The organism is Paenibacillus sp. A3M_27_13, assembly GCF_024213315.1.
Lineage (GTDB): Bacteria > Bacillota > Bacilli > Paenibacillales > Paenibacillaceae > Paenibacillus > Paenibacillus polymyxa_B.
The window spans coordinates 185,936-207,600 of record NZ_JANAVE010000010.1 but is presented as its reverse complement, the minus strand read 5'-3'; the positions used below and the strand labels follow the sequence as shown (position 1 = coordinate 207,600).

1 protein-coding gene (cut by both window edges) is annotated in these 21,665 nt (G+C 52.5%); it reads left to right on the top strand.

All 21,665 nt of this window come from inside a single coding sequence — locus tag NLX82_RS24590, non-ribosomal peptide synthase/polyketide synthase (protein WP_254349203.1), on the top strand. Of the gene's 42,234 coding nucleotides, 7,408 precede the window and 13,161 follow it; the stretch shown corresponds to coding positions 7,409-29,073 (codon 2,470, partial, through codon 9,691, complete); the first complete codon in view begins at position 3. Both the start codon and the stop codon lie outside the window.

The window sequence follows — 21,665 nt, the reverse complement described above, 5'->3', positions numbered from 1 at the left end:
CGGACGGCAATGTGGACTTTATCGGCCGGATGGATTATCAGGTCAAAATCCGGGGATATCGGATCGAGCTGGGCGAGATTGAAACGGCAATCCAGCGGGTGCCGGGTGTGCGTCAAGCGGTAGTCATCGACCGGACGGACGAACGCGGACACAAGTATTTGTGCGGATACATCACGGGAGAAGCGGAGCTTCGGATCGAGGAGGTACAGGCGGAGCTGGAAGCCGGACTGCCAGCACATATGGTGCCGGCACGCTTGATGCGACTGGAGATGATCCCGCTGACGAGCAACGGCAAAATCGACCGCAAGGCCTTGCCGGAACCGGAAGGAAGCATCCATACCGGCGCAGCCTATGTGGCTCCACGTACTACGGTAGAACAGGTTTTAGCTTCAGTGTGGGCCGGGGTGCTGGGTGCCGAAACGGTAGGCACGCAGGATAACTTCTTTGAACTGGGCGGCGATTCGATCAAAGCATTGCAAGTATCATCCCGATTGCTGCAAGCAGGGTATCGACTGGACATGAAGGATTTGTTCAGCAATCCGACGGTAGCGTCACTCAGTCCTTTGCTTCGTACAGATGGCAAGATTGCCAGCCAGGAAGAGGCAGTAGGCCAGGTAGATCTGACACCTATTCAACGGTGGTTCTTCGAGCAGCAGCCGGTTGATCTGCACCACAGCAACCAGGCGATGATGCTGTATCGAGCCGGGCGCTTTGACGTCGACGCGCTGCGCCGTACGATGGAACGTATTGTCCAGCATCATGACGCATTGCGCACTGTATTCCGTGAGACGGAGCAAGGCTATGCCGCTTGGAACCGCAGTGTGGTGGAAGGCGAGCTATACACGCTGGACATCGTAGATTTTAGCGGAGTTGAAGATGAATCCACCGCAGTAGAAGCCAAGGCGAGTGAAATTCAAGCGAGCATTCACTTGAGCGAGGGTCCACTTGTGAAGCTCGGTCTGTTCCATTGCGCTGGAGGCGACCATTTGCTAATCGTGATTCATCATTTGGTTGTGGACGGTGTATCATGGCGCATTTTGCTGGAGGACTTGGCAGCCGGATATGAGCAGGCCGTTGCAGGTAAAACAGGCACAGCCATCCGATTGCCGCATAAAACAGATTCCTACCAGGTATGGGCCAAACAGCTGTCAGCCTACGCAAATAGTGTGACGATGGAGCGGGAGTTTGCATACTGGCAGCATATCGAACAGGCGGAAGCCAGCCTCGCGAAGCCTCTGCCGAAGGATTTTGCGAATGACAATGCTCTGCTTGGAGACAGCGAGGTAGTGACAGTCAGCTGGACGAAGCAGGAAACCGAGCAGCTGCTCAAACAAGCTCATCGCGCGTATAACACGGAAATGAATGACCTGCTGCTGGCCGCACTCGGCAAAGCCGTGTATGAATGGTCTGGTTCCGAACGGGTGCTGGTTAACTTGGAAGGCCACGGACGGGAAGCCGTTGTACCCGACGTGGATATTACGCGCACAGTCGGCTGGTTTACGAGCCAATTTCCGGTTGTACTGGATGGAAGTCTGGGACAAGGTGGAAATACCGCTCGGCTGATTAAACGGGTCAAGGAAGGGCTGCGTCATATTCCGCAAAAAGGCATCGGTTATGGTATTTTGCGATACCTGTCAGATATGAATGTTCTGGAGAAAGCAGGCGTGCAGTTAAAGACTCAGCCTGAGATCAGTTTTAACTATCTGGGCCAATTCGATCAGGATTATAAAGGTAACGATCTGAAGCGTTCCTCCTATTCCATTGGTGTGCCTGTTAGCACGAACGCGGCTATGGATTTTGCACTAGATATCAATGGATTAATCGAGGATGGCGAGCTGATGTTCACTATTCGCTACGGTACCACACAATTCCGGCACGAAACGATTGCACGGCTTGGAGAACTACTGGCATCCGGCTTGCGTGAGGTGATTAGCCATTGCATTGCGCAGGAAAGAACGGTGTTGACCCCAAGTGATGTCTTGTTAAAACATGTAACGCTGGACGAGCTGGAGCAATTGGTGAAAGATACACAAGATATGGGTGAACTAGAAAATGTGTATGCTTTGACGCCGATGCAAAAGGGCATGCTCTTCTTCAGTCTAATGGATGAGAGTTCGGCAGCTTATTTTGAGCAGGCAACCTTTGAATTGAATGGATGTTTTGATGTGGTTGCTTTCAGCAAAAGCTTTGATTTGCTCGTACAGCGTCATGAGGCGTTACGGACGAACTTTATCAGTTCATGGAAGGATGAACCTGTGCAGGTCGTCTTCCGTAATCGTAGCGGGCAATTATATTATGAAGACTTGCGCGGACTAGAAAAAGAGGAACGAGAAGCTTGTGTTGAAGCTTTTGTCATCGAGGATAAAGCGAAAGGATTCAATCTTGCAGAGGATGCACTCATTCGTGTCTCCATTTTGCAAACCGGGGATGATACGTACCACTTTGTTTGGAGCTTCCATCACATTTTGATGGATGGCTGGTGCTTGTCCTTTATGACACAGGAGGTATTCGGTAGCTATCTGGCACTGCGTGCGGGTCATGAGCCAACGCTGGAGCCTGTCACGCCGTTTAGTCGATTTATTGAATGGTTGGAGCGTCAGGACCGTGAGGCAGCCTTGCAATACTGGCGTGGATATCTGGCAGACTACGAGCAGCAAATTACGCTTCCTCAGCAAAAAACACAGCCTAAATCGATGCAAGATGGGGAATATGTTGCTGAAGATCTGGAATGTGACTTCCAGCCGGAGCTGGTTGCTCAGATCGAACGGGTGGCGAAGCAAAATCAGGTGACGGTCAACACGTTGATTCAGACCGTATGGGGCGTTCTGTTGCAAAAATATAACAACAGTTCGGATGTCGTGTTCGGTAGCGTAGTGTCTGGTCGTCCAGGCGATATTCCAGGTGTGGAGCACATGATCGGGCTATTTATTAATACGATTCCAGTGCGTGTGCAGTCTGAAGAGGGCGAAGCCTTTAACGAGCTGATGAAACGAACACAGCAGCAAGCACTGGCTTCCAATGCCTATGATGCCTTCCCGCTGTATGAAATTCAAGCACTCACCGAGCAGAAGCAGGATTTAATCAATCATATTATGATATTTGAAAATTATCCGGTGGAGCAGCAGGTAGAGCAGCTGGGAGGTAAAGGACAGGAACCATTCACGATTTCGAATGTGGTGGCTACAGAGCAAACCAACTACGATCTGAACGTAGCTGTTATGCCGGGAGAAGGTATTAAGATTCGGTTTATGTATAATACGCTCTGCTTTGATCAAGCAGGCATTGAGCGTCTGTATGGACATTTTACCCGCCTCCTGGAGCAAATTTCGCTCAACCCAAATGTTCGGGTTGAAGAGTTGGAATTGGTCACAGCAGCGGAAAAGCAACAGATTACAGCAGCATTTAATGACACTGCTTGTGCATTTCCGTCCAAACAGACGATCCATCAGCTGTTCGAGGATCAGGTGGAGTGTACGCCAGACCAAGTGGCATTGGTGTTTGGAAATCAGAGTCTGACTTATCGGGAGCTGAATGAACGGGCAAATTCATTGGCCCGAATGCTTCAAGCCCAGGGAGTAGGACCTGACAAGCTGGTCGGTCTGATGGTGCAGCGCTCAGTGGAAATGATCGTAGGTCTGCTGGCCGTTCTCAAAGCAGGTGGTGCTTATGTGCCAATCGATCCCGAATTTCCGTCCTCTCGTATTGAATACATGCTGGAAGACAGCGAGGCCGCAGTGCTTCTGACCAGTCGTGAGCTGGCAGAAGAGCACCATTGCCATGCCAATACCATGTTTCTTGAGGATGCCGCATTGTATCAGGGAGAAAGTAGCAACCTGGAGACGATTGCCCGCCCAGAGCATTTGGCTTACGTCATCTATACCTCGGGTTCGACTGGAAATCCGAAAGGAGTTATGCTCCAGCATCGCTCGGTACTCAACTTTATTACCGGGATGCGCGAAGCCATTGACTTTGAAACGAGCCAAACCATTTTGTCACTCACGACCATTTCATTCGATATTTTCGTCTTGGAAACCATCCTGCCCCTGCTGGGTGGAATGTCTGTTGTGCTTGGCGACCGCCAGCATCAGGTGAATCCGCAGGCGCTTGGTGAGTTGATTACTCAACATTCTATTGAGATGTTGCAAATGACCCCATCCCGGCTGCAAATGCTGCTGGGTCATGAAGCAGGTTCCCGCGCGCTGCGAAACGTGAAGGTCATTATGGTCGGGGGTGAAGCCCTTCCGTCCAAGCTGCTCGCAGCACTGCAAGAAATAAACGGTCCCCGCATTTATAACATGTACGGACCTACAGAAACGACGGTGTGGTCGGCCGTACAGGAACTGACCCATGCTCAAGACATTAATATCGGACGTCCCATCGCGAATACCCAAATCTATATCATGAATGCGAGTGGAGAGTTGCAGCCCGTCGGTGTGCCGGGCGAGTTATGTATTGCAGGGGAAGGATTAGCCCGTGGGTATTGGAAACGTGAAGAACTGACGGCTGAGAAATTTGTAAATAATCCATTTGCTGGTGGCAAGGCAGGCCATGAGCGGATGTACCATACAGGCGATTTGGCAAGATGGACGCCGGACGGCAACATTGAATATTTGGGGCGGATGGACCATCAGGTAAAAATCCGGGGCTACCGGATCGAACTGGGTGAGATCGAATCGCAGCTGTTGCAGGTGGATTCGGTACAAGAAGTGGTCATCATGGCCCGTGGGGACGAAACGGGTCAAACGCAGCTCGTGGCGTACTACGTCGCGAGTCAAGAGCTTGGAGCCGGTGAACTGAGACATGAGCTGGGGCGGGAGCTGCCAAGCTATATGATGCCGTCGTATTTCATTCAGTTGGAGCAGATGCCGCTGACACCAAACGGTAAAACCGACCGCAAGTCCCTGCCAGCACCGGAAGGCAGCCTGCAAAGCGGAGCGGATTATGTAGAGCCGCGCACTGCACCGGAACGGGCACTCGTAGCGGTCTGGCAATACGTCCTAGGCGTGCCAACCGTCGGAATGTTGGACAATTTCTTTGACCTGGGTGGCGATTCGATCAAGGCGATTCAAATCGTGTCCCGTGCGTTCCAGGCAGGCTACAAGCTGGACATGAAGGATTTGTTCCGCTATCCCATCGTCGCAACCCTGGCACCGCATATGCACGAGGTCAGTCGTATGGCAGATCAGGGAGAAGTGAGCGGAGATACGGCGTTGCTTCCGATCCAGCACGGGTTCTTTGCACAGGAGCAAGTGGATGCGCATCACTTTAATCAGGCCGTTATGCTGCACCGGGAGCAGGGCTTTGACGAAGCTGCTTTGCGTCAGGCGCTTGGCAAGCTGACGGAGCACCACGATGCTCTGCGGATGGTGTTCAGCAAGACCGAGCAAGGCTATAAAGCGTGGAACCGCAGAATACAGGAAGGCGAGCTGTATCACCTGGACGTGCTGGACTTTAGAAATTTGACGGATGAAGCCATGCTCAGCGCGGCAATTGAAGCGAAATCCACCGAAATTCAAAGCAGTATCCAGCTTCAAGAAGGACCGCTGTTAAAGGCTGGTTTGTTCCACTGTGCCGATGGGGATCATCTGCTGATAGTGATTCACCATTTGGCGGTGGACGGGGTATCCTGGCGTATTTTGTTTGAGGATTTGGCTACTGCCTATGAACAGGCTGTTCATCAGGAAGTGCTTCAGCTGCCGGACAAAACGGATTCCTTCCGTTCCTGGTCACAAAAACTTTCCACCTATGCGAATAGCACAGCTATGGACAGTGAACACACCTACTGGGAGCAACTGAACGCAGCCGCTTGGGCTGACCAAGTGCGTTTGCCTGAGGATCAAGCGCAGGCTGAGCCATTTACCTTGGCTGACACGGATACAGTGGTCGTCCAGCTTACGGAAGAAGAGACTGAACGGCTGTTGAAGCAAGCACACCGCGCATATAACACGGAAGTGAATGATCTGCTTCTGACTGCTTTGGGCATGATGCTGTACACATGGACCGGCCATGAACGCAGCCTGATCAACCTGGAGGGACACGGACGTGAGGACATTTTGCCGGATATGGACATTTCTCGTACGGTAGGCTGGTTTACGAGTCAATATCCTGTATTGCTGGACATCGGTCGTGATCACGCCTTGTCGGGACGCATCAAACAGGTCAAAGAGAGTCTGCGTCATATTCCGAATAAAGGAATGGGCTACGGAATCTGGAGATATTTGAGTGAATCCGGCCAAGCCGTTGGTCAGCAAGCAGATGCACAGCACCTTGGTCAACATCAAGTTTTTGCCGAGCCACAAGTAAGCTTTAACTATCTCGGCCAGTTTGATCAGGACTTGCAAAATAGCGATATGCGTATGTCTCCTTACTCGATTGGATCGGTCGTTAGTGACCGGACGAAGATGAAATATGCTCTGGATGTGAGCGGAATCGTAACGAACGGCATCCTGGAACTGGGCATTCGGTATAACGGCAAAGCCTTTCGTAAGGACACCGTCCACATGCTGGCTAATCTGTTAAAATCCAATCTGCTTGAAATGATCGAGCATTGTGTTACGCAGGAGCGGACCGAATTGACTCCAAGTGATGTATTGCTAAAAGGTCTGACCCTGGAGCAATTAGATACGATTAAGGAGCAGACCAAGACGGTTGGGGAATTGGAAAATATGTATCCGTTAACCCCCATGCAAAAGGGGATGCTGTTCCATAGTCTGATGAATGCAGAAACAGGCGTGTATTTTGAGCAGGCGACCTTTGATCTGGAGGGCCACTTGGAGCCGTCCCTATTCGAGGAAAGCTTGAAGCTGCTGGTTAGCCGGCATGCTATATTACGGACGAATTTCTACAGCGGCTGGTATGGTCAACCGTTGCAGATCGTCTATCGTCATAAAAATCCGAGCTTCCGTTATGAGGATGTCCGAGGCCGTGAGCACGCTATAGCTGAATTTGTGGCCCAGGATAAAGCTCAAAACTTTGATTTAGGCAAGGATGCGCTCATGCGCGTAACCGTCTTCCGCACGGGTGATAGCTCCTACCGTTTTGTATGGAGCTTCCATCATATTGTGATGGACGGTTGGTGCCTGTCGCTGGTGACGGATGAAGTGTTTGGTGCCTATGTTGCCCTGCTGGAGCACAAGCAGCCAGAGCTCGCACCTGTCAAGCCGTATAGTGACTATATCGAATGGTTGGAAGATCAGGATGCACAGGAAGCGACCCGTTATTGGAGTGACTATTTGGCGGGTTATGAGCAGCAAACCTTGTTGCCTGGTGAGAACGCACAAGCTTCTGTAGTCGCACGGGATGAAGAACCAGACGGAAGCGGTGCGGGTTCCCGTTCCGGCTATGTTTCAGAAAAGCTGCCATTTATGTTGGGTGAAGAACGGACCGCGGCATTGAACCAAATGGCCAAGCAACAACATGTCACGATTAACACCTTGCTGCAAAGCGTGTGGGGCGTTATTTTACAGCAATACAATAATCATCAGGACGTTGTATTTGGTGGTGTGGTATCCGGTCGTCCGGCAGACATTCCGGGTGTGGAGAATATGATCGGGTTGTTTATCAACACGATTCCGGTACGCATTTGCAGTGCACCGGATGCTACATTTGCAGAAGTATTGCAGCGCACACAGGAGCAGGCTTTGGCCTCTGGTGTCTATGACACGTTCCCGTTATACGACATTCAGGCACTGACTGCACAAAAACAAGACCTGATTCATCACATTATGGTCTTTGAAAACTACCCGATCGGGCAACAGATGAAGCAGATGGGCGGTTCCGGTGAGACAAGAGCACAAAATGGCTTCTCTATTGCCAATGTGGCACTTGCCGAGCAAACCAACTACGATTTCAACCTGATTGTCGTGCCTGACGAGGATATCTCCATCCTGCTTGAATACAATGCTCTGGTGTATAGTCGGTCTGCCATGGAGCGTATCCAGGGGCATATCGACCATGTCATCGGACAAATTGTGGACAATCCGAATATCCGTTTGAATGAGCTGGAATTGGTAACACCGGTAGAACAGGCACAGATCGTTCAGGTCTGGGGGGATACGGCGGCAGCCTATCCGCAGGATCAGACGTTAAGTGTGCTGTTCGAGCAGCAGGTAGCGAACACACCGGAGCAAGTGGCGGTACTATGCGGAGCGGAGTCGTTGACCTACGCGGAGCTGAATGAGCGAGCCAACCGTTTGGCTCGGACGCTACGTGCGGAAGGTGTTGAACCAGATCAGCCTGTAGGCATACTGGTTCACCGTTCGCTGGACATGATCGTAGGCATCTACGCGATCATCAAAGCAGGCGGAGCCTACGTGCCCATCGATCCAGACTATCCGGCGGATCGTATCCGCTTTATGCTGGAGGACTCGGGCGCGAAGCTAGTTCTGACGCAATCGCATCTGGCGGAGCAAGCATCACTGAGTTTCGACGGCAAGGTGCTGGTGCTGGATCGCGAGGACATTTACCACGAAGATGGCTCGAATCTGGAGCCACTGGCCGGACCACACCATGTAGCCTATGTCATCTATACCTCTGGCTCCACGGGGAAACCGAAGGGCGTCATGGTTGAGCATCATTCCGTGCTGAACCGGATTTTGTGGATGCATGATCGTTACGGCTTGAGTACGGAAGATACGATTCTGCAAAAGACGGCCTTCACGTTCGACGTGTCGGTGTGGGAGCTGTTCTGGTGGTCGCTGGTCGGCTCAAAGGTGAGCCTGCTGTCAGTCGGCGGGGAAAAGAACCCGGAAGACATCGTCGACACGATTGCCCGCGATGGCGTGAGCACGATGCACTTTGTACCTGCCATGCTGCATGCATTCCTGGAGTATGTAGAGCAGCAGCCACAGGAAGTGATGCAAGCGAAACTAGCAACGCTGCGCCATGTCTTTGCCAGTGGTGAAGCATTGCCGCCACAGCATGTCGCGCGGTTCCAACGGCTTGTGTCGAGCCTGGCTGGAGCGAAGCTGATCAACCTGTATGGGCCAACCGAAGCGACGGTGGACGTATCGTACTTTGATTGTGAACCGGATGAGGAATATGGAGTTATTCCGATCGGAAAACCGATTCAAAACATTCGTCTGTACATCGTGAAGGAAGGCACGGAGCAATTGCAGCCGATCGGGGTTGCGGGTGAGCTGTGCATCGGTGGTGTCGGCGTAGCCCGCGGTTACCTAAACCGTCCAGAGCTGACGGCAGAGAAATTCGTAGCCGATCCGTTTGCTGGCGGGGAAGCAGGCTATGAGCGGATGTACCGCACAGGCGATTTGGCGAGATGGATGCCGGACGGGAACATTGAATATCTGGGCCGGATCGACCATCAAGTCAAAATCCGGGGCTACCGGATTGAACTGGGCGAGGTCGAGTCGCAGCTGCTGCAAGTGGAATCGGTACGCGAAGCCGTAGTCATGGCTCGCGCGGATGAAACGGGCCAGAAACAAATGGTGGCGTACTATGTCGCCGGACAAGAGCTCGGAGCCAGCGAGCTGAGAAGTGAGCTGGGCCGGGAGCTGCCAAGCTACATGGTGCCGTCGTACTTTGTACAGCTGGAGCAGATGCCGCTGAGTCCAAATGGCAAAATCGACCGCAAGGCCCTGCCAGCACCGGAAGGCAGCCTGCAAACCGGAGCGGATTATGCTGAGCCGCGTACCGCGCAAGAACGTGCTCTGGCAGCGGTCTGGCAGTCGGTACTGGGACTACAGACTGTCGGTATTTTGGACAATTTCTTTGATCTGGGCGGCGATTCGATCAAGGCGATCCAAATCGCATCGCGTGCGTTCCAGGCCGGCTATAAGCTGGACATGAAGGATTTATTCCAGTATCCAACGGTTGCAACACTGGCACCGCATATGCACGAGGTCAGTCGTATGGCAGATCAAGGAGAAGTGAGAGGGGAAACCGCTTTGCTTCCGATCCAGCATTGGTTCTTTGCGCAGGAGCGCGAGCGTCCGCAGCACTTTAATCAGGCGGTCATGCTCTATCGTGCCGAGGGCTTTGATGAGACGTCGGTTCGCCAAGTCATGGATCACATCGTGAAGCATCATGATGCGCTTCGCACAGTTTTCCGTCAGACTTCCTCGGGTTATACGGCTTGGACACGCGGTGTAGATGAAGGCGCGTTGTATACGCTGGAAACCGCAGACTACCGTGAACAAGTAGCCTATGCGGAAGCGCTGGAAGTGAAGGCAAATGAAATCCAAAGCAGCATCGACCTGTCCGCAGGACCTTTGGTCAAACTCGGATTGTTCCGCACAGCAAAGGGAGATCATTTGCTCATAGCCATTCACCATTTGGTGATAGACGGGGTGTCGTGGCGGATTCTGTTTGAAGATTTCTCGACTGGCTACGAACAGGCGATCAAGGGCGAGTCGGTACGATTGCCCTATAAAACGGATTCCTTCCAAACATGGGCACGGGAGCTGTCGTCTTACGCCAACCGTCCTGCGGAGGCGTCGGATGAAATTTACTGGAAGCAGCTGGAACAGGCCAAAGCGGAAGCGGCGCCGCTGCCTAAGGATTTTGCCTATGAGGGCTCCTTGAATGCAGACAGCGAAGTGCTGACGGTAGAGTGGACCGAAGCTGAAACTCAGCAGCTGCTGAAGCAGGCCCATCGCGCCTATAACACCGAGGTCAATGATTTGCTGTTGACCGCGTTAGGATTGGCAATGCACAACTGGACAGGCGCGGGACAGGTGCTGGTGAACCTGGAGGGACACGGTCGTGAAGCGATCTTGCCAGAGGTGGATATAACACGTACGGTAGGCTGGTTTACGAGCTTGTATCCGGTGCTGCTGGAAATGGGCAAGGGAATGACACTGGCACAGCACATCAAAGAAACGAAGGAAGGTTTGCGCCGGATTCCACATAAAGGGCTGACGTATGGAACTTGGCGCTACTTGTCTCCTGCGTCCCATGCGTTTGCAGCAGAACCGGAAATCAGCTTTAACTATTTGGGACAGGTCGATCAGGATGTGCAAAACAGTGGAATCTCATTGTCATCCTATAGCGCAGGGGAGACAGAGGATGCCCATTCACCGCTGCAATATACGCTGGATTTGAATGCGATGATCTCGGAAGGCACGCTGCGCTTGACGATCGCTTACAGTCGTAAGCAGTATCGCAAAGAAACGCTGGAACGTGTGGCGGGACTTCTGCAATCCGCTTTGCAAGAGGTGATTACACATTGTGTCGCTCAGGAACAGCCGGAGCTGACGCCGAGTGATGTGTCCTTCCAGGGTCTGACGACTGGAGAGCTGGAGCACATGGCAGCCCAGGCCGCACATATAGGTGAGCTGGAAAATGTATACGCGCTGACGCCGATGCAAAAGGGCATGCTCTTTTACAATCTGATGGACTCGCAATCGGGAGCTTATTTTGAACAGGCCTCCTTTGATCTGCAAGGACATTTTAATATCGATGCGTTTGCGGCAAGTTTGGATGTATTGGTGCAGCGGCATACAGCACTGCGCACGAACTTCTACAGTGGCTGGAAGGATGAACCGCTGCAGGTCGTGTACCGCAATAAGCACAGTGAACTCTATGTGGAAGATTTGCGGGATATGGAGGAAGTGCAGCAAAACGAGTACATCCTCGAATATACGCGCAAAGACAAGCAAAGAGGCTTTGATCTGGCACAAGATGCCTTGATGCGTGTCGCTGTTTTGCGCATAGGTGAGGATGCGTACCGTTTTGTGTGGAGCTTCCACCATATCGTGATGGACGGCTGGTGCTTGTCGCTGGTGACCAATGAAGTGTTTGCAAGTTATTTTGCGATACTGGCCCATAAACAGCCGGAACTGGCCCCTGTAACGCCATACAGTCAATATATCGAATGGCTGGAGCAGCAGGATCGTCAGGCCGCATCAGGTTACTGGAGCAAGGTTCTGGAAGGATATGAGGAACAGTCCCGCCTGCCACAGGCTAAAATTCAGGGCAAAACGGGGTATCAGGCGGAGCGTCTGGATTTTGACTTGGGTGCGGAGCTAACGGCAGGCATTCAGCGCATAGCCAAGCGTTATCAGGTAACGATCAATACGTTGATGCAGACGGTGTGGGGCCTTTTGCTGCAAAAATATAATGGCACAGATGATGTGGTGTTTGGCAGCGTGGTATCTGGACGTCCGGCAGACATTCCAAATGTGGAGCACATCATAGGTTTGTTTATCAATACCATTCCTGTACGCATCCGCAGTCAAGTGGACAGCTTATTCTCAGACGTGATGAAGCAAACCCAGGAGCAATCCATTGCTTCCCATGCCTATGATACGTACCCGCTGTATGAAATTCAGGGGCTGTCGGAGCTTAAGCAGGATTTGATCAATCATATTCTTATTTTTGAGAACTATCCGGTAGAGGAACAATTGGAGCAATTAGGCAACGACGATGAGTCCAGCTTCAGTATCACCGGAGCCGAGTCTGTCGAGCAGACCAACTATGACTTTAACCTGGTGGTACTGCCAGGGAACACCATTCACATGAGTTTTGGTTATAATGCACTGGCCTTTGAACGGGAAAGTGTAGAGCAAATTCGAGGTCATCTGGTACAGCTGCTGGAACAGGTGACAGCGAAGCCGGACATTCGCGTACATGAGCTGGATATGGTAACCGCGCAGGAGCGTGAGCAAATCGTCGAGGTTTGGGGCAATACAACGGTAGCCTATCCAAACGAGCAAACGATTCATGGCTTGTTCGAGGCGCAAACCGCGCGGACGCCGGAGCAGACAGCACTGTTCTTCGAAGGAGAGCAGTTGACCTATCGTGAACTGAATGCACGCGCCAATCGACTAGCTCGTACCTTGCGTAACCAAGGCGTGACGAAGGATCGTTTGGTGGGTCTGATGACCGAGCGCTCGGTGGACATGATCGTAGGTATCTTCGGGATTTTGAAGGCCGGGGGTGCATATGTCCCCATCGATCCGACGTATCCAGAGGAGCGTATCCGCTATATGCTGGATGACTCGGGTGCGAAGCTGTTGTTAACGCAAAACCATCTGGTGGATAAAGCAGCTTTTGACGGTAACGTGCTGGTGCTGGATGGAACGCAGGATGTGTACCATGAGGATCATTCCAATCTGGAGTCGTTGTCTGGTCCGAACGATCTGGCGTATGTCATTTATACGTCGGGTACAACGGGGCAGCCGAAGGGCGTAATGCTCGAGCATCATGGGCTGTGCAATCTGAAGACGTATTTTGATCAGACGCTTCGGATGAGCACGTCGGATCATGCGTTGCTGTTCGCCAGCTATTCGTTTGATGCGGCCTGCTGGGAAATCTTCCAGGCGCTGTTCTGCGGAGCCACGTTGTATGTGCCAACGTCAGAAACGATTTTGAATTACGAGCGGTTTGAGCAATATATGGCGGATCATCAAATCACCGTGGCCGCTTTGCCGCCGACCTATGCGGTGTATCTGGAGCCGGAGCGGATGCCAAACCTGCGTATTCTGTTCACTGCGGGTTCTGCATCTTCAACAGAATTGGTGTACAAGTGGAAGGATCAGGTCGCGTACTACAATGGCTACGGTCCCACCGAAAACTCGGTGGCGACGTCCATCTGGCCGGTATCCGAGGATGAGAGAGCCGGACAGCTGATTTCTATCGGACGCCCTGTGCCGAATCATCGGGTATACATGGTGGATGTGCATGGACATTTGGCTCCGGTGGGCGTAGCGGGTGAGCTGTGCGTGTCCGGTCGGGGTCTGGCTCGGGGTTATCTGGATCGTCCAGAACTGACGGCTGAGAAATTTGTGTCGAATCCGTTTGCGGCTGGCGAAGCGGGCTATGAAAGGATGTACCGTACAGGTGACTTGGCGAGATGGATGCCGGACGGCAACATCGAATATTTGGGCCGGATCGACCATCAGGTGAAAATCCGGGGCTACCGGATCGAGCTGGGTGAGGTCGAGGCACAAATTTTGAAAGTGGAGGACGTACAAGAGGTCATCGTACTGGCACAAGCGGACGAGCAGGGGCAAAACCAACTGGTGGCGTACTATGTTGCTGAAAGGGAAGTGAGCGCTGGTGAGCTGCGCAGCTTACTGGGTGAGGAACTGCCAAACTACATGGTGCCTTCGTATTTCATCCAGCTGGAGCAGATGCCGCTGACGCCGAACGGTAAAATCGACCGCAAGGCCCTGCCAGCACCAGAAGGCAGCCTGCAAAGCGGAGCGGACTATGTAGAGCCGCGCACAGCGCTGGAGCAGACGTTAGTGTCCATTTGGCGGGCCGTGTTGGGGGCGAAGAGAGTCGGGATTTTGGATAATTTCTTTGATCTGGGCGGCGATTCGATCAAGGCAATCCAGGTATCCTCCCGTTTGCTGCAAGCGGGCTACAAGCTGGACATGAAGGATTTGTTCCAATATCCTTCCGTCTCGTTGCTGAGTGGTCATGTACACAAAGTTAGCCGATCAGCCGATCAGCAGGTGGTTTCGGGGGCAGTTAGATTGACCCCAATACAGCAATGGTTCTTTGGACAATCATCAGCAGAGCCGCATTATTTCAATCAGTCAGTGATGCTATATAGAGCACAAGGCTTTGATGAAGCCGCATTGCATCAAACGGTGACCAAGGTAACGGAGCATCATGATGCGCTACGTATAGTCTTCCGTCAGACCGAACAGGGCTATGAAGCGTGGAATCGCGGTTTGAACGAAGGTCAGCTGTACAGTCTGGACGTTGTGGATTTGACGGATGTGCAAAACATTACAGATGTTGCAGCAGCAATTGAGGTGAAAGCGAATGCCATCCAAAGCTCCATTCGTCTGGACGAAGGACCACTGGTGAAGCTGGGGCTTTTCCATTGCATGGATGGAGATCATTTATTGATTGCCATTCACCATCTGGTCGTAGACGGCATTTCATGGCGGATTGTGTTTGAGGATTTTGCCACGGGATATGAGCAGGCCGCGCGGGGAGAAGCGATTCGCCTGCCTTATAAAACGGACTCTTTCTCCGCTTGGGCAGAGCGCTTATCACAATATGCGAATAGTCCGGCCATCGAAGATGAACGCGAATATTGGCAGCGTCTTGCCCAAATAGAAATTGCATCGTTGCCTAAGGATCAAGAAAGAGCGGAAGGGCAGCATTTTCTGATCAGAGACAGTGAGACTGTGACTGTGGCTTGGAGCGAGCAGGAAACACGGATGTTGCTTCAAGAAGTACACCGTGCGTACCACACCGAGGTCAATGATCTGCTGTTAACCGCACTCGGCACAGCGGTATATAACTGGAGCGGGCAGGAGCGTGTGCTGGTCAATCTGGAGGGACATGGCCGGGAAGCCATTGTTCCAGATATCGACATCACCCGTACCGTGGGCTGGTTTACAAGCCAATATCCGGTGCTGCTGGGTGTGGACGGAAAGGCAGAAGTAGGGCAGCGAATCAAACGGGTGAAGGAAGACCTGCGCCATGTACCGCATAAGGGCATTGGCTACGGCATTTTGAAATATATGTCTCAGGATGATGCCCATCATTCCCTTGCCTTGCAGCCTGAAATTAGCTTTAACTATTTGGGACAATTTGATCAGGACTTGGAAAATGGGGATATCACGCTGTCTTCACATCCAGGTGGAGAGCCGATGAGTGATCATACCGTACTGGAGCATCCTTTGAATGTGAACGGAATGATTACAGCGGGCGCCCTGACACTGGAAATTCGCTATGACCGCAAAGTATATCATCAGCAAAATGTAGAAAACTTTGCGCAGCTGCTGCAGGAAAGCTTGCAGGAAGTGATCACTCATTGTGCCTCCAAAGAGCGGAGTGAGCTAACACCAAGTGATGTATTGTTCAAAGGCTTGACACTGGAGCAACTGGAGCAATTGACGGAGCAAACGGCTTCTGTGGGCGAGCTGGAAAATGTATATGCTCTTTCGCCAATGCAGAAGGGGATGCATTTCCATAGCTTGATGGAGCCGCAGTCAGGCGCCTACTTCCAGCAAGCGTCGTTTGATCAAAAAGGAAGCTTTGATGTTGAAATTTTCCGCAAGAGTCTGGATGTACTGACACAGCGTCATGAAGCGTTGCGCACGAATTTCCATATGTTTGAGACAGGGCACAGTCAGGAGCCATTGCAGATCGTGTTCCGTTACAAAGATAGCGACCTTTCCTTCCAAGATGTACGCGGCATGCAGGAAGCGGAGCAACAGGCGTATATCCAGGCGTTTAAACTGGAGGACCAAGCTAGAGGCTTTAATCTCGGAACCGATGCACTCATGCGCGTACAGGTATTGCAAACCCATGAAGAAACGTATCACTTGGTATGGAGCTTCCATCACATTGTCATGGATGGCTGGTGCTTATCGCTGGTTACTGGTGAAGTGTTTGGTACGTACTTTGCGCTGCTGGAGCAGAAGCAGCCAGAGCTTGCTCCGATCACACCGTATGGCCAATATATCGAATGGCTGGGACGTCAGGATGAACGTGCGGCAAAAGATTATTGGAGCAGCTATTTGGCGGGCTTTGAACAGCAAACGTTGTTGCCGGGTGCAGATGCTTTATGGAAGGAGCCAACGCCGGACAGCAAGGAAAAAGAAAAGGAACATGTTCCATCCACTATTGCCAGTGAGACTAGCGAATATATTTCTGAAAAAATGACGGTAGATCTGGATCCAACGTGGAGCGAAGCCATACACCGGATTGCGAAGCAGCAGCAGGTCACGATTAATACGCTGATGCAGAGCGTGTGGGGCCTTATTTTGCAGAAATATAACAACAATGAGGATGTTATTTTCGGTAGTGTCGTATCTGGACGTCCAACAGATATTGCCGGCGTAGAGCATATGATCGGTTTGTTCATTAATACGATCCCGGTGCGGATTCAAAGTGAACGGAATGCCACTTTTGTGGAAGTGATGCGGAAAACGCAGGAACAGGCACTGACCTCGGGAACCTATGACAGCTTCCCGCTATACGAGATTCAGGCGCTGACGGAGCAGAAGCAAAATCTGATTAACCACATTATGGTATTTGAGAATTATCCGGTAGAGGAGCAAGTTGAGCAGCTGGGTGAAGTTCGTCCGTCCGCTTTTGAAATTACGAATGTAGAGGTTGTCGAGCAAACGAACTATGATCTGGACTTGATTGTGATGCCCGATGAGCTTTTCCGCATCATGTTCAGATATAACGCCAATGTATACGATCGGTCTACGATAGAGCGGATGCAAGGACATGTACTGCATGTCATCGAGCAAATTATCGACAATCCGCATATCCGAGTAAATGATCTGGAATTGGTGACACCGGAAGAACAGGCGCAGATCGTTCAGGTGTGGGGAAATACGGCGGCAGCTTATCCGCAGGATCAGACGCTAAGTGCAATGTTTGAGCAGCAGGCGGCACGAACACCGGATCAGGTGGCAGTGTTGTGCGGAGCGGAATCGTTGACCTACGCGGAGTTGAATGAACGCGCGAACCGTTTGGCTCGGACGCTGCGTGCGGAAGGTGTTGAACCGGATCAGCCTGTAGGCATACTAGTTCACCGTTCGCTGGACATGATCGTAGGCATCTACGCGATCCTCAAGGCAGGCGGAGCCTACGTGCCCATCGATCCAGACTATCCAGCGGATCGTATCCGCTTTATGCTGGAGGACTCGGAAGCGAAGTTGGTACTGACGCAATCGCATCTGGCGGAGCAAGCATCACTGAGTTTCGACGGCCAGGTGCTGTTGCTGGATCGCGAGGACATTTACCACGAAGATGGCTCGAATTTGGAGCCACTGGCCGGACCGCACCATGTAGCCTATGTCATCTATACCTCTGGCTCCACTGGGAAACCGAAGGGCGTGATGGTGGAGCACCATTCTGTGCTGAACCGGATTTTGTGGATGCATGATCGTTACGGCTTGAGTGCGGAAGATACGATCCTGCAAAAGACCGCCTTCACCTTTGACGTGTCGGTGTGGGAGCTGTTCTGGTGGTCGCTGGTCGGCTCAAAGGTAAGCCTGCTGTCGGTGGGTGGGGAAAAGAACCCGGAAGACATCGTCGACACGATTGCCCGCGATGGCGTGAGCACGATGCACTTTGTACCCGCCATGCTGCATGCGTTCCTGGAGTACGTGGAGCAGCAGCCACGGGAAGTGATGCAAGCGAAGCTGGGTACGTTGCGTCACGTCTTTGCCAGTGGTGAAGCATTGCCACCACAGCATGTCGCACGGTTCCAACGGCTCGTGTCGAGCCTAGCGGGAGCGAAGCTGGTCAACTTGTATGGTCCAACCGAAGCGACGGTGGACGTATCGTACTTCGATTGCGAGCCGTCAGAGGAATATACGGTCATTCCAATCGGGAAACCGATTCAAAACATTCGTCTGTACATCGTGAAGGAAGGCACGGAGCAATTGCAGCCGATCGGGGTTGCGGGTGAGCTGTGCATCGGCGGTGTCGGCGTAGCCCGAGGCTATCTGAACCGTCCAGAACTGACGGCCGAGAAATTTGTGAAAGATCCGTTTGCTGGCAGGGAAGCAGGCTATGAGCGGATGTACCGCACAGGCGATTTGGCGAGATGGATGCCGGACGGCAACATTGAATATCTGGGCCGGATCGACCATCAAGTCAAAATCCGCGGGTACCGAATTGAGCTGGGCGAGGTCGAATCGCAGCTGCTGCAAGTGGAATCGGTACGCGAAGCCGTAGTGCTGGCGCGTGCGGATGAAACGGGCCAAAAACAAATGGTGGCGTACTATGTCGCCGGACAAGAAATGGGCGCCAGCGAGCTGAGAAGTGAGCTGGGCCGGGAGCTGCCAAGCTACATGGTGCCGTCGTACTTTGTACAGCTGGAGCAGATGCCGCTGAGTCCGAACGGCAAAATTGACCGCAAGGCCCTGCCAGCACCGGAAGGTAGCCTGCAAAGCGGAACCGATTATGTCGCACCGCGGACGTGGGTGGAAGTGAAGCTGGCACACATTTGGCAGGATGTGCTGGGCCTCACGCAGGTCGGTGTGAAGGAAAACTTCTTCGAGATTGGCGGACACTCGCTGCGGGCGACGACACTGGCCTCGAAGATTCACAAGGAGCTGAACAAGCCACTTCCACTGCGCAGTATTTTTGAAGCACCAACCATTGAACAGTTGGCAACGGTGTTAGAAAGTCTGGATCAAGTAACATACGCGTCCATTCCGGTAACGGAAGAACGCAGCTTCTACCCGTTATCTTCGGCGCAAAAACGACTGTATGTATTGCATCAGTTCGACCCGAATGATGTGAACTACAACATGCCGTCGGTGCTGCAAGTGAGCGGTCCGCTGGATGTGAAACGAGTAGAAGATGTGTTCCATCAATTGATCGATCGCCATGCAACCTTGCGTACCCGCTTTGAGCTAGTGGACAATGAGCCGATGCAATGGGTTGAGGACACCGTGCCGTTCAAGGTGGAATATACGAAGGTACAGGCAGAGCGTTCGGCTTCGGATACAGATCAGGACACAGCTACGGACACGACGATCAGCCAGGAAGCACAAGAACGGGTTCGGCAGTTTGTCCGTCCGTTTGATCTGAAAGCTGCACCGCTGCTGCGGGTAGGCTTGGTAGACTTGGGCGTACAAGGAGCAGAGAAAGAATCACAGCATCTGCTCATGCTCGACATGCACCATATCGTTTCGGATGGTGTGTCGATGGAGGTACTGACCGATGAATTTGTTCGCTTGTATGGCGGTGAAGAGCTATCGCCATTGCGGGTTCAGTACAAAGACTATGCGGTCTGGCAGCAAAGCGAAGCCCATCAGGAGTGGATGCAGCGTCAGGAAGCGTACTGGCTCGACACCTTCCGGGGCGGAGTGCCTGTGCTGGATCTGTCAACCGACTTTGCCCGCCCGGCGGTGCAGAGTACGGCAGGGGATACGATCGAATTCGGACTGGAGCGTGAAGTTAGCGAACGCCTGAAAGAACTGGCTTCGCAAACCGGCGCAACCCTGTATATGGTGCTGCTGGCGGCGTACACTACGCTCTTGCATAAATACACAGGCCAAGAAGATATCGTAGTGGGAACGCCGATTGCTGGAAGACCACATGCGGAACTGGAGAGCCTGGTAGGTGTCTTCATCAACACGTTGGCAATCCGCAATTATCCGTCTGGCGACAAATCGTTCATGGATTATCTGCAAGAGGTGAAGGAGCATGCGCTCAGTGCTTATGAGCATCAGGACTATCCTTTTGAAGAGCTGGTTGAAAAGCTGAATTTGACGCGGGATACGAGCCGAAATGCGCTGTTTGACACGATGTTTGAGTTGAAAACATTGGAGCAACAGGAGTTCCAGCTGGAAGGTCTGACCTTACATTCATATCCGCTGGAAAATAATACGGCCAAATTTGATCTGAGCTTGGATGCAATAGAGCAGCCAGAAGGTATTCTGTGCAGTCTGGAATACAGCACGGCGCTGTACAAACCTGAGACTATTGCGCGATTGGCGCAGCATTTTACCGAACTCGTACGTGCAATTACACTGCATCCACAACAGCCACTGGCAGCTTTGGAGCTGGTACCTGCCGAGGAAAAAGCACAAATCATCCATGGATTTGGAAATGTGGGGGTATCGGATGTTGCTGCGGTTGAAGCAGAAGCCTTATTCCATACCTTTGTGGAAGAACAGGCACAGCTTGTACCGGATCACGTGGCGGTGGTGTACGAGGAGCAGCAGCTTACGTACCGCACACTGAACGAGCGTGCGAACCAATTGGCGCGTAGATTGCGGAATGAAGGCATTGGCCGCGAGTCGATTGTCGGCATTTTGAGTGAACGTTCGGTGGACATGCTGGTCGGCGTGTTGGCGGTATGGAAAGCTGGAGGCGCCTATGTGCCGCTGGATGCAGACTATCCGTCCGAACGTATTCGTTTCATGCTGGAGGACAGCGGTGCGACGGTACTGTTGACCCAGACAGGCTTACAGGAGCGTGCACAGGTATGGCTGGAGGAAAGTAAGGTCTCATCGGAACAAGTAAGTGGACTACGCTTGCAGACGATGCTGGCTTTGGATGATGAGTCGCTGTACATCGGTGATACCACAGACGTCGATCATATCAACGAACCGCAGGATCTGGCGTATGTGATCTACACGTCCGGGACAACGGGACGTCCGAAAGGCGTCATGATCGAACATCACAGCTTGATCAATACGGCTGCGGCGTATCGTCGGGATTACCGTCTGAGCGAGTTCCCGGTACGACTGCTGCAGCTGGCAAGCTTTTCCTTCGACGTATTCGTCGGGGATATCGCGCGGACGCTCTATAACGGCGGCACGATGGTTATTTGTCCGAAAGACGACCGGATTGATTTTAGCCGCTTGTATGGCTGGATTCGCGATTGCCAGATTACAGTATTCGAATCGACCCCGGCCCTGATCGTACCGTTTATGCAGCATGTGCATGAACAGGGACTGGACATGAGCATTCTGGAACTGCTGATTACCAGCTCGGATAGCTGCAGTGTGACGGATTACCGGGTGCTGCAAGAACGATTTGGCGCAGATATCCGCATTATGAACAGCTACGGCGTCACGGAAGCAGCAATCGACTCCAGCTTCTACGATGAAGAGCTGTCGAAGCTGCCAAGCAGCGGTAATGTGCCGATTGGTCAGGCGTGGCTGAACGCACGCTTCTACATCGTGGACAGCCAGCTGAATCCGGTGCCGATCGGCGTACTGGGCGAGCTGTGCATTGGCGGAGCCGGAGTGGCACGAGGC